Consider the following 13,700-nt stretch of genomic DNA (forward strand, 5'->3'; position numbering starts at 1 on the left):
CAAGGTGAGCAAACGCATGTTCAATTTCTGTGCTGGCCCGGCTGCACTGCCCGAAGCGGTTCTGCAGAAGGCCCAGGCCGAATTGCTGGACTGGCAGGGCAGGGGTCTGTCGGTCATGGAAATGAGCCACCGCAGCGCGGAATTCACCAGCGTTGCCGAGCGTGCCGAGCAGGACCTGCGGGACCTGCTGAGCATTCCGTCGGACTACCGGGTGCTGTTCCTCCAGGGCGGGGCCAGCCAGCAGTTTGCGCAGATTCCGCTGAACCTGCTGGGCGAGGACGGCAGCGCCGACTATATCGACACCGGCATCTGGTCGCGCAAGGCCATCGAAGAGGCGTCCCGCTACGGCCACATCAATGTCGCGGCTTCGGCGAAGGAATACGATTATTTCGCCATTCCCGGCCAGAACCAGTGGCAGCTGTCCGACGAGGCGGCCTACGTGCACTACACGCCCAACGAGACCATCGGCGGGCTGGAATTCAACTGGATTCCCGAGGTCGGGGACAAGCCGCTGGTGGCGGACATGTCTTCCACCATCCTCTCCAGACCGATCGATGTATCGCGCTTCGGACTGATCTACGCCGGCGCGCAGAAGAACATCGGTCCCAGCGGGCTGGTGGTGGTGATCGTCCGCGAAGACCTGTTGGGCAAGGCGCACAGCAAGTGTCCGACCATGCTCGACTACCGCGTGGCAGCGGACAACGGCTCCATGTACAACACGCCCCCGACCTTTGCCTGGTACCTGTCCGGGCTGATCTTCCAGTGGCTGAAGGAGCAGGGCGGGCTCGAGGCGATGGAGCGCGCCAATGATGCCAAGCAGCGCAAGCTGTACGCCGCCATCGACGCCAGCGAGCTGTACACCAACCCGATCAATGTGGCTGACCGGTCCTGGATGAACGTGCCCTTCCGGCTGGCGGACGACCGGCTGGACAAGCCGTTCCTGGCCGGTGCCGAGGAGCGCGGTCTGCTCAACCTCAAGGGCCATCGCTCGGTGGGCGGCATGCGCGCCTCCATCTACAACGCCGTGCCGGAAGCCGCAGTGGATGCACTGGTAGCCTACATGGCTGAATTCGAAAAGCAGCACGGTTGAACGACATGTCTGAAGAAGCTCAACTCAAGGCCCTGCGCAACCGCATCGATACCATCGACGAGAAGCTGCTGGAGCTGATCAGCGAGCGTGCCCGCTGCGCCCAGACGGTGGCCGAGGTCAAGCAGAAGTCCCTGGCCGAAGGGGAGACACCGGTGTTCTACCGGCCCGAGCGGGAGGCCTGGGTACTCAAGCACATCATGGAGCTGAACAGGGGGCCGCTGGATAACGAGGAGGTGGCCCGCCTGTTCCGTGAGATCATGTCGGCCTGTCTGGCGCTGGAGGAGCCGCTGAAGGTGGCCTACCTGGGGCCCGAGGGCACCTTCACCCAGGCGGCCGCGCTCAAGCATTTCGGCCACTCGGTCACCAGCGTGCCAATGGCGGCGATCGACGAGATCTTCCGCGAAGTGGCCGCCGGTGCGGTGCACTTCGGCGTGGTACCGGTGGAAAACTCCACCGAAGGGGCCATCAACCATACCCTGGACAGTTTCCTGGAGCATGATCTGGTGATCTGCGGTGAAGTGGAGCTGCGCATTCACCATCACCTGCTGGTTGGCGAGAATACCCGCACCGACAAGATCTCCCGGGTGTACTCCCATGCCCAGTCCCTGGCGCAATGTCGCAAGTGGCTGGATGCACACTACCCGAATATCGAGCGTGTGCCGGTGGCGAGCAATGCCGATGCGGCCCGGCGGGTCAAGAGCGAGTGGAACTCCGCGGCGATCGCCGGCGACATGGCCATCGATCTCTACGGTCTGACCCGGCTTGCAGAGAAGATCGAGGACCGTCCGGACAACTCCACGCGCTTTTTGATCATCGGCAACCAGGAGGTGCCGCCGACCGCGGACGACAAGACCTCGGTGATCGTGTCCATGAGCAACCGCCCCGGTGCGCTGCACCATCTGCTGGAGCCGTTCCATGCCAATGGTGTGGACCTGACGCGCATCGAGACCCGCCCGTCGCGTAGCGGCAAGTGGACCTATGTGTTCTTCATCGACTTCCTCGGTCACCAGCACGATCCCCTGGTGAAGGACGCACTGGAGAAGATCCGCGCCGAGTCGGTCGGACTGAAGATTCTGGGCTCCTACCCCAAGGCGGTCCTTTAACTGTAGCGGAAGCACGCAAGCGACAGATTGCAGGCGGTTCGGCAGATGGCCATGCTTGCGGGCCTGCTTGAAGCTTCGAGGCTTTGACATGAGTTGTGATTTTCTGAGTCTGGCACTGCCAGGCGTACAAAAACTGTCTCCCTACGTGCCTGGCAAGCCGGTGGAGGAGCTGGCCCGCGAGTTCGGCCTGAAGCCGGAGGATATCGTCAAGCTGGCCAGCAACGAGAACCCGCTGGGGCCGGCGCCGTCGGTGCTGAAGGCGGTGCAGCAGGCGCTGCCGGAACTGACCCGCTATCCCGACGGTAACGGCTTCACGCTGAAGCAGGCATTGTCCGAGCGCTTCGGCTTCGAGCTGTCGATGATCACTCTGGGCAACGGCTCCAACGATATTCTCGAACTGCTGGGCCGTGCCTTTGCCAGCCCCGGTACCGAAGTGGTGTTCAGTGAACACGCCTTCGCCGTCTATCCCATCGTCACCCAGGCGGTAGGCGCCACGCCGGTGCAGGTGCCGGCCCGTAACTGGGGGCATGATCTGGAGGCGATGGCGGCAGCCATCACCCCGGCCACACGGCTGGTATTCATCGCCAACCCGAACAACCCCACCGGCACCTGGTTCGAGCAGGCCGAGTTCGAAGCTTTCATGGCCCGGGTCCCCGCCAACGTGCTGGTGGTGCTTGACGAGGCCTATACCGAATACGTGGTGGCCGATGACGCGCTCAACGGATTCGACCATATCGCGCGGTGCCCCAATCTGATCGTCTGCCGCACCCTGTCAAAGGCCTACGGTCTGGCGGCGCTGCGTGTCGGCTACTGCATCAGCCACCCGCAGGTGGCAGATGTGCTCAACCGGGTGCGCCAACCGTTCAACGTCAACAGCCTGGCACTGGCAGCCGCCGTCGCGGCACTGGCCGATCAGGCCTATCTGGATGAAAGCCGCAAGCTCAATCAGCAGGGCATGCGTCAGCTGGAAGCAGGGCTGACCCGGCTGGGTCTGGAGTGGATCCCGTCCCGGGGCAACTTCATCGCGGTGGATGTCGGGCAGGACGCTGCCCCGGTCTATCAGGGACTGTTGCAGGCCGGCGTCATCGTACGACCGGTGGCCGGTTACGGTATGCCGCATCATCTGCGGGTGTCGGTCGGACTGGAACACGAGAATCAGCGCTTCCTTGAGGCCCTGGCCGGAGTGCTGGGCCGGTGAGTCAGCTGGTCACCGGTTCGTCATCTGCGGCGCCGATAATCGGGCGCGTGGCCGTGGTGGGGCTGGGGTTGATCGGCGGCTCCTTTGCCAAGGGGCTGCGGGAGTCCGGGCTTTGCCGGGAAGTGGTGGGCAGCGACCCCGATCCCCATACCCAGCAACTGGCTGTGTCCCTGGGCGTGGTCGACAGCATGGTGCCGGATCTGCCCAGCGCGGTGCAGGGTGCAGAGCTTATCCTGCTGGCCGTACCGGTGCTGGCCATGCGGTCCGTGCTGCGTGAACTGGCGAGGCTGGAGCTGGGTGGGGCGGTGATCACCGACACCGGCAGCACCAAGACCGCTGTAGTAGAGGCGGTGCGGGAGGCCTACGGCCAGGTTCCCCCGCAGTTCGTGCCGGGGCACCCGATCGCTGGCTCCGAGCGCAGCGGTGTCGAGGCTGCCGATGCCGGACTGTTCCGCCGTCACAAGGTGATTCTCACGCCGCTGGACAATACCGATCCGGCGGCGGTGGAGAGAGTGCGGCAGGCCTGGCAGGCATTGGGCGCGGATGTCGAGGATATGCCGCTGGAGGACCACGACGAGGTACTCGCGGCGACCAGCCATCTGCCACACCTGCTGGCCTTCTCGCTGGTCGATACACTGGCGTCGCGCAGCGAGAATCTGGAGATATTCCGTTATGCTGCCGGTGGTTTTCGTGATTTCACCCGGATCGCCGCCAGCGATCCGGTCATGTGGCGTGATGTGTTCTTGGCCAACCGCGACGCGGTGCTGCGCAGTCTGGATACCTTCACCCGTGATTTAAGCCGTTTGCGTACGGCGGTCGAGGAGGGTGACGCCAACACCCTGCTGGGGGTTTTCACCCGGGCCCGCGTCGCACGTGAACATTTCAGCACGATTCTGGCCCGCAGGGCATATATGGAACCCATGCAGACACAATCTATCAATTTCATCGCCAGCCCCGGCAGCCGGGTACAGGGTCGCATCCGTGTTCCGGGTGACAAATCCATTTCCCATCGCTCGATCATGCTCGGCTCCATCGCCGAGGGCGTGACCGAGGTGGAAGGCTTCCTGGAAGGCGAGGACAGTCTGGCCACCCTGCAGGCCTTCCGCGACATGGGGGTGGTGATCGAAGGGCCCCACCGCGGCCGGGTGACCATCAACGGCGTCGGGCTGCATGGGCTTCAGGCACCGCCCGGCCCCATCTATGTGGGCAACTCCGGAACCTCCATGCGGCTGCTCGCCGGCCTGCTGGCCGGGCAGAACTTCACCACCGAGCTGACCGGCGACGCCTCCCTGGGCAAGCGCCCGATGGGCCGGGTGGCCGATCCGCTGCGCGCCATGGGCGCAACTATCGATACCGCCGAGGGCGGTCGCCCGCCGCTGGTGATCAAGGGCGCCGAAAGCCACCTCAAGGGCATGGAGTATGTCATGCCGATGGCCAGCGCCCAGGTCAAGTCGTGCCTGCTGCTGGCGGGCCTCTATGCCGAGGGCAAGACCTCGGTCACCGAGCCGGCTCCGACTCGCGATCATACCGAGCGCATGCTCAAAGGCTTCGGCTATCCGGTGCAGGTGGACGGCGCCACGGCCACCGTCGAGTCGGGCCACAAGCTGACCGGCTGCCGGATCGACGTGCCGGCGGACATTTCCTCGGCTGCATTTTTCATGGTTGCCGCCAGTATCGCCGAAGGGTCGGACCTTACCCTGGAGCATGTCGGCATCAACCCCACCCGCATTGGCGTGATCAACATTCTGCGGGCCATGGGGGCGGATATCACTCTGAGCAACGAACGCGAAGTCGGCGGCGAGCCGGTGGCGGATATCCGCGTGCGTTACGCGCCGCTCAAGGGCATCGAGATTCCCGAGGATCAGGTGCCGCTGGCCATCGACGAATTCCCGGCGCTGTTCATTGCTGCAGCCTGTGCCGAAGGGCGTACCGTGCTGCGCGGCGCCGAGGAGCTGCGGGTCAAGGAATCCGACCGCATCCAGGTCATGGCCGACGGACTGCAGACCCTGGGCATCAGGGCCGAACCCACGCCCGATGGTGTCATCATCGACGGTGGCGTGATAGGTGGCGGCACCATCGACAGCCACATGGACCATCGCATCGCCATGTCCTTTGCCATCGCCTCGCTGCGAGCCACTGCGGACATCCGCATCACCGACTGCATCCATGTTGCCACCTCCTTCCCGGGCTTCATCGATCTGGCCAGCTCGGTGGGCATCCAGATCCGTCAGGAGGACAACGCGTGAACGAGCAGGCAGTTCCGGTCATTACCGTCGACGGCCCCGGCGGCTCGGGCAAGGGCACGCTTTCCGGCATGCTGGCAGCCCGGCTGGGTTGGCACCTGCTGGATTCCGGCGCGCTGTACCGGCTGCTGGCCTTCGCCGCGCAGAATCACGGTGCCGATCTGACCAACGAGGAGCTTCTCACCCGGCTCGCCGCCAACCTGGACGTGCAGTTCATCGCCGATGAGAACGGCGGTGAGCAGCGCATCATCCTTGAGGGCGAGGATGTCAGTCGCAGTATCCGCACCGAAACCGTGGGTGCCGGTGCCTCACGCGTGGCGGCACTGCCGGCAGTTCGCGATGCGCTGCTGGCGCGCCAGCAGGCGTTCCGTGTGGCGCCCGGGCTGGTGGCCGATGGGCGTGACATGGGTACGGTGGTTTTCCCCGATGCCCAGCTGAAGATATTTCTGACCGCAAGCCCCGAGATTCGCGCCGAACGGCGCTATCGGCAGTTGCTGGAAAAGGGCGAAACTGCTAGTCTTGCCGGTCTTCTCGATGAGATCAATGCACGGGACGAAAGGGACATGAATCGCAGCATAGCGCCATTGCGGCCGGCTGATGATGCAGTTCTGCTCGATTCCTCTCACATGAGCATCGAAAAGGTACTTGAAACAGTGCAGGCGGAAGCGCGCAAACGTAACCTTCTGGGCTGATCAGGCGAACCCGCTGTCGGGTAACCAGCAACACCGGCAGAGGTATCAATTCAATCAACCCACGCAAGCTGGTGGCGTGGCGGGTACGTAGCTGCAGGGCGCGCGATGTTGGCGGCTCGGCGGTAGCGGCCTTTATACATATCTACAGGAATCCAAATGAGCGAAAGCTTTGCCGAACTTTTTGAAGAAAGCCTGAAAACCCTTGATATGGAGCCGGGCTCCATCATCACCGGTATTGTTGTGGACATCGACTCCGACTGGGTCACCGTTCACGCCGGCCTGAAATCCGAGGGTGTCATTCCGCGCGAGCAGTTCCTGGACGACCAGGGTGAGCTGACCATCAGCGTGGGTGATGAGGTACACGTTGCACTGGACGCCGTTGAAGACGGTTTCGGTGAGACCAAACTGTCCCGTGAGAAGGCCAAGCGCGCCGAATCCTGGAAAGTCCTCGAAGCAGCTTTCGCCGCAGAAGAAATCGTCAAGGGTGTCATCAACGGCAAGGTCAAGGGTGGCTTTACCGTCGACGTCAACACCATCCGCGCGTTCCTGCCGGGTTCTCTGGTCGATGTCCGTCCGGTCCGTGACACCACGCACCTGGAAGGCAAGGAACTGGAATTCAAGGTCATCAAGCTGGACCAGAAGCGCAACAACGTTGTCGTTTCCCGCCGTGCCGTCCTCGAAGCCGAGAACAGCGCCGAGCGCGAAGCCCTGCTGGAAACCCTGCAGGAAGGCCAGGTTGTCAAGGGTATCGTCAAGAACCTCACCGACTACGGTGCGTTCGTTGACCTGGGCGGCGTAGACGGCCTGCTGCACATTACCGACATGGCGTGGAAGCGCATCAAGCATCCTTCTGAAATCGTCAACGTCGGCGACGAGATCGACGTCAAGGTGCTGAAATTCGACCGCGAGCGCAACCGCGTTTCCCTGGGTCTGAAGCAGCTGGGCGAAGATCCGTGGGTTGCCATCACCGGTCGTTACCCGGAAGGCACTCGCGTCATGGCCAAGGTCACCAACCTCACCGACTACGGCTGCTTCGCCGAGCTGGAAGAGGGCGTTGAAGGCCTGGTTCACGTTTCCGAAATGGACTGGACCAACAAGAACATCCATCCTTCCAAGGTCGTTCAGGTTGGCGACGAAGTGGAAGTCATGGTTCTGGACATCGACGAAGACCGTCGTCGTATCTCCCTGGGCATCAAGCAGTGCAAGATGAACCCCTGGGAAGAGTTCTCCAGCAAGTTCAACAAGGGCGACAAGATCTCCGGTTCCATCAAGTCCATCACCGACTTCGGTATCTTCATCGGTCTGGACGGCGGCATCGATGGTCTGGTTCACCTGTCCGACATCTCCTGGAACGAAGTCGGCGAAGAAGCCGTGCGTCGCTTCAAGAAAGGTGACGAGCTGGAAACTGTCATCCTGTCCGTTGACCCCGAGCGCGAGCGCATCTCCCTGGGTATCAAGCAGCTGGAAGACGATCCGTTCTCCAACTTTGTTGCCCTGAACGAGAAAGGCACCATCGTTACCGGTACCGTCAAGGAAGTGGACGCCAAGGGCGCAGTCATCACCCTGGCCGAAGAGATCGAAGGCACCCTGAAGGCCTCCGAAATCAGCCGTGACCGCGTTGAAGACGCGCGTAACGTACTGAACGTCGGCGACGAAGTCGAAGCCAAGATCATCAGCGTTGACCGCAAGACCCGCGTGATCAGCCTGTCCATCAAGGCCAAGGACGTTGAAGACGAAAAAGAAGCCATGCAGGATCTGCGCAAGCAGGAAATGCTGGCTGCCGGTCCGACCACCATTGGTGATCTGATCAAGCAACAGATGGAGAACAAGGGCAACTAAGCCGTTGTGATTCAGAAAAAGGGCGACTTCGGTCGCCCTTTTTTGTGGGTGTCGTTTGACCAGGTCAGATAAATATTTCCCCGCTGTGGTTGACAGCGCGCTTCGATTCAGGCTGTTCAAACCGGTTCAGGCATGGTAAAACCATTGAAACGGATCCTACTCGCTTGAATAAAAAGGGAAAATCATGACCAAGTCTGAGTTGATCGAGCGTATTGCCGAGCAACAGGGCCAGTTGTCAGCCAAGGATGTCGAGCTGGCCATCAAGACCATGCTGGAGCAGATGTCCAGTGCGCTGGCGGTGGGCGAGCGCATCGAGATTCGCGGTTTCGGCAGTTTTTCGCTGCACTATCGCGCGCCGCGAATCGGTCGCAACCCCAGAACCGGGGAGTCCGTCGCGCTCGAGGGCAAATATGTCCCCCACTTCAAACCCGGCAAGGAGCTGCGTGACCGGGTGAACGAGTCGCTGGAAACCACCTGAGGCCCGGTATAACAATGGCCCCGGCTGCGCTATACTGCCCCTCTGCATAACGGGATGGGAGTGGTGTGGCATGCAATGGCTGAAACGCGCGGTGCTGATCATCGTTCTGTTACTGGTGGCACTGGCAACCATTGATTTCATGCTGGAGAACCAGCAGAACATCGCCTTGCAGTTTCTCGAATTCTCCTCCCCCGAACTGCCCGTCTCCCTGTTCATGGTCATTGCCTTCATTCTCGGCAGCGTGCTGGGTATTCTCATCGGCTGGATCATCACCACCCGCCTGCGTCTGCGGCTGATGGTGCAGAACAATGAACTGAACCGTTATCGCAAGGAAGTGGACAAGCTGCGTACCCAGGCCATCAAAGGCTGACGGTGATGCGGGAGCTGGTGTTCCTCCTGCTGTTCGTGGTGGCGCTGGCGATCGGCTGGTTCCTCGGACGCCGGGAAGCGATTCGTGTCGGCGTCATGCTGGCCCCCCACGCCAGTGCGATCGACAAGCAGTACTTCATCGGACTCAACTACCTGCTCAACGAACAACCCGACGAGGCGATCGAGACCTTCATCCGCGCCCTGGAGGTCAACCCCGAAACGGTGGAGACCCATATCGCCATCGGCAAGCTGTTCTGCCAGCGCGGTGATGTGGAGCGGGCGATCAAGGTGCATCAGAATCTGCTGGCCAGGCCAAGCCTCACCCGGTCCCAGGCGGATCGGGTGCAGTTCGAATTGGCCCGGGATTATCTGGCCGTTGGGCTGCACCACCGTGCCGAGCGTCTGCTGAATGAGCTGGTCGAGAGCAGCTCCACGCTGCGCGCGGAAGCGCTGGCCGACCTGGTACGTATCCATGAGCGGGAACGGGACTGGAAACAGGCAGTTGACGTCGGCCGGCGGCTGCTTCGGGAGCGGGATGGCTTTGCCGTGACCCTGGCCCATTACCACTGCGAGCTGGCGAAGGAGGCGATAGCCCGTGGGGAAGTGGTGCAGGCCCGCCGGCATCTGCTGGATGCGCTCGGCTGTCAGCGCGAAAACGTGCGGGCCATGCTGATGCTTGCAGAGCTGGAGGCCGGGCAGGGGCGTGACGCCGAGGTGCGCAAATGGCTGCGCCGGCTGGCTACCCATGACCCCGATTTCGTTCCGTTGGCATTACCTCTGTTGCACCAGCTGGCCAGCCGGGGGGCCATCGATCTGCTGGCATATCTGAACGAGGTGCTGGACAATAGCCAGCCGCCGATGATGGCCACGGTGCTCGCCAAGGCGGATGAGCTGAACAAGCGTGACGGGATGCGCGCGGCGAGTGATCTGGTGCTGGTATACCTGCAGCAGCAGCCTTCGCTCAGCGGGTTGCTGTACCTGATTGATCTTCACAAGGACAGTGTCGAGCCACGCGGCCACGCCAATCTGATGATCCTGCGGGGTCTGGTAGAGGCGTTGCTGGTGGACAAGCACAAATATCGCTGCCAGGCCTGCGGATTTTCCGGCAGGCAATTGCACTGGCAGTGCCCGACCTGCCATGGCTGGTCAACCATTCGTCCCTTGAAGGGAAACGAGCCGGCGACAACCGGTTCGCAGCGACTCAATTGATACAGGAAGAAGAAATGCCCTGCCAAACACCGATAATTGTTGCCCTGGATTTTCCTGACGCGGCGTCCGCCATGGCCATGGCCGAGCGGCTGGACCCGGCCCGCTGTCGCGTCAAGGTAGGCAAGGAGCTGTTCACGGCAGCGGGCCCAGCAATAGTGGAATCCCTGCAGCAGAAGGGGTTCGATGTCTTCCTTGACCTCAAGTTTCATGACATCCCCAATACGGCGGCGGGTGCCGTGCGCTCCGCCGCCGAGCTCGGCGTGTGGATGGTCAACGTGCATGCCAGCGGTGGCCGCCGCATGATGGAGGCCTGCCGCGAGGTGCTGGCCCGGCGTGCTGGCTCGCAGCCTCTTCTCACTGCAGTGACCGTGCTGACCAGTCTGGAGCAGGAGGATCTGCAGGAGGTGGGTCTGGATATCGAGCCGATGGTCCAGGTGCAGCGGCTGGCCCGGCTGGTTCAGGACTGCGGACTGGACGGGGTAGTATGTTCCGCGCGGGAAGCCAAGGCGCTGCGCAGCACCCTGGGCGACGACTTCAAGCTGGTAACCCCCGGCATTCGCCCTGCCGATGCCAGCGGGGATGACCAGAAGCGCATTGTCACACCCGCCCAGGCGCTGGAAAACGGCAGCAGCTACCTGGTGATCGGCCGGCCGATCACCTCGGCCGACGACCCCGCGCAGGCGCTGGACACCATTCTCGACAGCATCTGATCTCCGTTAGTCCGGCCGGGTCCACAGCCAGAGGGCCACGCACGGCAGGAACAGTGTCAGGAACCAGCGGATCACCATCGGCGCCGGCAGCAACCAGATCATCAGGATGCTGCTGGTCATCAATGCGCTGGCCAGCCACTTGGCCCGTCGGGGCACCGCCCGGCGTTGACGCCAGTCTCTGATCATCGGCCCGTACTTCTCGTGGCGCAGCAGTCGCTGTTCAAGCTCCGGCCACCCCCGGGCGCCCGCCCAGGCGGCAAGCAGCAGGAAGGGTGTGGTCGGCAGGCCTGGCAGCAATACGCCGAGGGCGCCCAGCCCCAGCGCCAGCGAGGCAATGCAGCGCCATATCCATTTCATCATGGGCCGGATCAGGGTTTGTCGGTGGCGATGACACCGGCCTTGTAGTCGGGGCCGGGCGTCTGGCCTTCGGCGAATTCGTCGAGCAGATTCTGGATGCTCGGGATACTGATCACTCTGGCCCGGCTGTCGATCAGTCCCCGATCGCGCAGGTTGGCGATCGCCCGGGAAAAGGTTTCGGGCTTGATCGACAGCCGGGCGGCGATCAGGCTTTTCGGGAGTGCCAGTTCTATTTCTGCGCTTTCCGCGCCGCGGTCCCTGACCTGGCTGACCAGATACAGCGCCAGGCGCTGGGTGGCGTTCTGCAGGGTCAGTGTTTCCAGTTCGTCCAGCCGTTGATGCAGGCGCACGCTCATGTGACCCAGCAGGTGCAGACAGGTCTGTGGGTTCTGTTCCAGATGACGCAGCATCAGACGGTTGGAGAAGCCGATCAGCCGGACCGGCTCCAGCGCTTCGGCGCAGACAGGGAAAACCGAGCGTTGCATGAACATGACCGCTTCGGCAAAGGTACGCCCGGCGGGGATGATCTCCACCACCTTTTCCTTGCCATCGGCGGAAATGCGGAACAGCTTCACCTTGCCACTCTGTACCAGGTAGAAACGCTCGGCGGGGTCGCCCTGGCGCTGAATCAGCGCCTGCGCCGGGTAATCCCGTGGCTGGGCATCTGCCAGCAGCTCTTCCAGGGCCTTCTCGGTGAAATGGGAAAACATCGGGTGATGAATGATCAGCTGCCGTTGTTCCTGGGTTGAAATCATGTCTACCTGTCCTGGGTGGGTGTGGGCAAGATCGGCGTATGTCCGTTTGTATGCCAACCGGTGACTCCATTATAAGAGCTTGCCCGGGGATCATCTGCCCCCGAAAGGGCATTGCCTTGTTTTTCCGGATCCCTTGATATGCGTCAAAGTGGCGCACGGGCTCTCCGCGTAGTCTGCAGCCATCAGCCAGACACGTACCGGAGCACAAATCCATGTCTGATCCAGTCACCTGGGATGCGGGTCTGGTCAGCCGCTATGACCACGCCGGGCCGCTTTACCGGGCCTATCCCGGCCCGGCCCAATACCGCGATGCCATCTCCCCCCGCGATCTTGGTGCCGCGCTCGAGAACTGCGGCCGGCTGGAGCGCCCGCTCTCGCTCTACATACACATACCCTTCTGTGCAAGCGCCTGCCACCACTGTTCCCGCACCCGGCTGATCACCCGCGACCGCAGCCGGGTGCAGTCCTACCTGGCGGCCCTGTACCAGGAGATGGAGCTGGTCTCCAGCCATCTGCAGGGCCGCTCCTCGGTAGAGCGGCTGCACCTGGGCGGCGGCACCCCGACGTTGCTCGATCATGGCGAGCTGGCGGAGCTGATGGGCCGATTGCGCCGTCATTTCCGCCTGCGGGCCGACGACAATGCCGTGTACAGCGTGAGCATCGATCCCAGGGAAGCGGACTGGTCTACCCTGGGGCAGCTGCGGGAGCTGGGCTTCAATCATCTCCACCTGGAAGTGCCGGATCTGGATCAGCGGGTGCTGCTGGCGGTCAACCGCCGGCAGAATCCAGATCAGACGCGGACAATGATGGATGCAGCGCGAGCGCTGGCCTATCGGTCGGTGAGCATGGACCTGCTGTATGGATTGCCGGGACAGACCAGCGCATCCTTTGCCCGCACCCTGGATCAGGCCGTCGCGATGAAGCCCGATCGCCTGTCGCTTCACCGCTATCTGCATCGTCCCGAGCGTCACGCGCCACAGCGGCACATCAGAGCTGCAGAGCTCCCCGGTCGGGACGAGTGCCTGAGCATCTTCGGCAGCGCTCTGCACCGGCTGCAGCAGGCGGACTACCGATTCATCGGCATGGGCCAGTTCGCGATGCCGGACGACAGCCTGAGTCTGGCCCGGGAAGCGGGCATGCTCATCTATGGGCTGCAGGGCTATGTTGCCGGTGTGGAATGCGACCTGATCGGCCTTGGTGCATCGGCAATCAGCCGGGTAGGAGGGGTGTGCTGGCGTAACGACCGTGATGTGGAGCGCTACCGGCGGAAACTGTCGTACCCGCGGCTGGCCGCCGACCAGGGGCGGGTGCTTACCACCGATGATCGCCTGCGCCGGGTGGTGATTCAGCAGCTGCTGTGTCGCTTACGGCTGGATTACCGGGATATCGAGCAGCGCTTCGGGATCGACTTCCAGATCTACTTCGCCGATTGCCAGGCAGCTCTCAGACAGATGGACCAGGACGGCCTGATACGGCTCGCCGCACAGGGAATCGAGGTTCTGCCTGCGGGCTGGCCGCTGGTGGCCCGGGTCTGCAGTGTGTTCGATGCCTACCTTCCCGTCGGTGCCCAGCCAGTTCATGCGCAGATCATCTGAATATCGGGACAGGCCGGTGCTGCTCAAGCCTGTATAATGGCCGGCTCTTCTGGCTTATTGAT

Annotated in this window: 13 protein-coding genes; 11 read left to right on the forward strand and 2 right to left on the reverse strand. The window is 62.6% G+C overall.

The window, feature by feature from the left end:
- Window positions 1–4: 4 nt before the first annotated feature.
- The 10 genes from serC to pyrF all read left to right on the forward strand — a co-directional run bounded on the left by serC (window position 5) and on the right by pyrF (window position 10,931).
- A complete protein-coding gene (gene serC / locus IEW63_RS03570; protein ID WP_188635554.1) occupies window positions 5–1,090 on the forward strand; it encodes a 3-phosphoserine/phosphohydroxythreonine transaminase in 1,086 nt (361 codons plus the stop codon).
- A 5-nt stretch (window positions 1,091–1,095) separates the two neighbouring features.
- The gene (gene pheA / locus IEW63_RS03575; protein ID WP_188635193.1) at window positions 1,096–2,193 is read left to right on the forward strand and encodes a prephenate dehydratase; all 1,098 of its coding nucleotides are present in this window, start codon (window positions 1,096–1,098) and stop codon (window positions 2,191–2,193) included.
- An 88-nt stretch (window positions 2,194–2,281) separates the two neighbouring features.
- On the forward strand, window positions 2,282–3,391 hold the full coding sequence (gene hisC, locus IEW63_RS03580; protein ID WP_188635194.1) for a histidinol-phosphate transaminase: 1,110 nt from the start codon (window positions 2,282–2,284) through the stop codon (window positions 3,389–3,391).
- Between the two features lie 35 nt (window positions 3,392–3,426).
- On the forward strand, window positions 3,427–5,637 hold the full coding sequence (locus IEW63_RS03585; RefSeq protein ID WP_188635555.1) for a bifunctional prephenate dehydrogenase/3-phosphoshikimate 1-carboxyvinyltransferase: 2,211 nt from the start codon (window positions 3,427–3,429) through the stop codon (window positions 5,635–5,637).
- A complete protein-coding gene (cmk, locus tag IEW63_RS03590) occupies window positions 5,634–6,326 on the forward strand; it encodes a (d)CMP kinase (protein ID WP_188635195.1) in 693 nt (230 codons plus the stop codon). The genes IEW63_RS03585 and cmk overlap by 4 nt, the downstream gene beginning before the upstream one ends.
- Before the next feature lie 156 nt (window positions 6,327–6,482).
- On the forward strand, window positions 6,483–8,165 hold the full coding sequence (gene rpsA, locus IEW63_RS03595) for a 30S ribosomal protein S1 (RefSeq protein ID WP_188635196.1): 1,683 nt from the start codon (window positions 6,483–6,485) through the stop codon (window positions 8,163–8,165).
- A gap of 184 nt (window positions 8,166–8,349) precedes the next feature.
- Complete coding sequence (ihfB, locus tag IEW63_RS03600) at window positions 8,350–8,643, forward strand: integration host factor subunit beta (RefSeq protein WP_188635197.1); 294 nt, start codon at window positions 8,350–8,352, stop codon at window positions 8,641–8,643.
- Between the two features lie 70 nt (window positions 8,644–8,713).
- The gene (locus tag IEW63_RS03605) at window positions 8,714–9,013 is read left to right on the forward strand and encodes a lipopolysaccharide assembly protein LapA domain-containing protein (protein ID WP_188635198.1); all 300 of its coding nucleotides are present in this window, start codon (window positions 8,714–8,716) and stop codon (window positions 9,011–9,013) included.
- Between the two features lie 5 nt (window positions 9,014–9,018).
- Entirely contained in the window at window positions 9,019–10,221 is a 1,203-nt protein-coding gene (gene lapB / locus IEW63_RS03610; RefSeq protein ID WP_188635199.1) for a lipopolysaccharide assembly protein LapB, read from the forward strand.
- A 14-nt stretch (window positions 10,222–10,235) separates the two neighbouring features.
- Window positions 10,236–10,931: an orotidine-5'-phosphate decarboxylase gene (pyrF, locus tag IEW63_RS03615; RefSeq protein WP_188635200.1), complete on the forward strand. Its 696-nt coding sequence runs from the start codon at window positions 10,236–10,238 to the stop codon at window positions 10,929–10,931.
- A 6-nt stretch (window positions 10,932–10,937) separates the two neighbouring features.
- On the opposite strand, the gene IEW63_RS03620 is transcribed toward pyrF, so the two are convergent.
- Both IEW63_RS03620 and IEW63_RS03625 read right to left on the reverse strand, forming a co-directional pair.
- Window positions 10,938–11,291, reverse strand: a complete 354-nt coding sequence (locus tag IEW63_RS03620) for a YbaN family protein (protein ID WP_188635201.1) — start codon at window positions 11,289–11,291, stop codon at window positions 10,938–10,940.
- A gap of 8 nt (window positions 11,292–11,299) precedes the next feature.
- Complete coding sequence (locus IEW63_RS03625; RefSeq protein WP_188635202.1) at window positions 11,300–12,043, reverse strand: Crp/Fnr family transcriptional regulator; 744 nt, start codon at window positions 12,041–12,043, stop codon at window positions 11,300–11,302.
- A gap of 212 nt (window positions 12,044–12,255) precedes the next feature.
- On the opposite strand from IEW63_RS03625, the gene hemN reads away from it, so the two are divergent.
- Window positions 12,256–13,638 (forward strand): oxygen-independent coproporphyrinogen III oxidase, encoded by a 1,383-nt coding sequence (gene hemN / locus IEW63_RS03630; RefSeq protein ID WP_188635203.1) that lies wholly within the window; start codon window positions 12,256–12,258, stop codon window positions 13,636–13,638.
- The last annotated feature ends 62 nt before the right edge of the window (window positions 13,639–13,700 follow it).

It is taken from the genome of Halopseudomonas pertucinogena (assembly GCF_014646575.1).
GTDB lineage: Bacteria > Pseudomonadota > Gammaproteobacteria > Pseudomonadales > Pseudomonadaceae > Halopseudomonas > Halopseudomonas pertucinogena.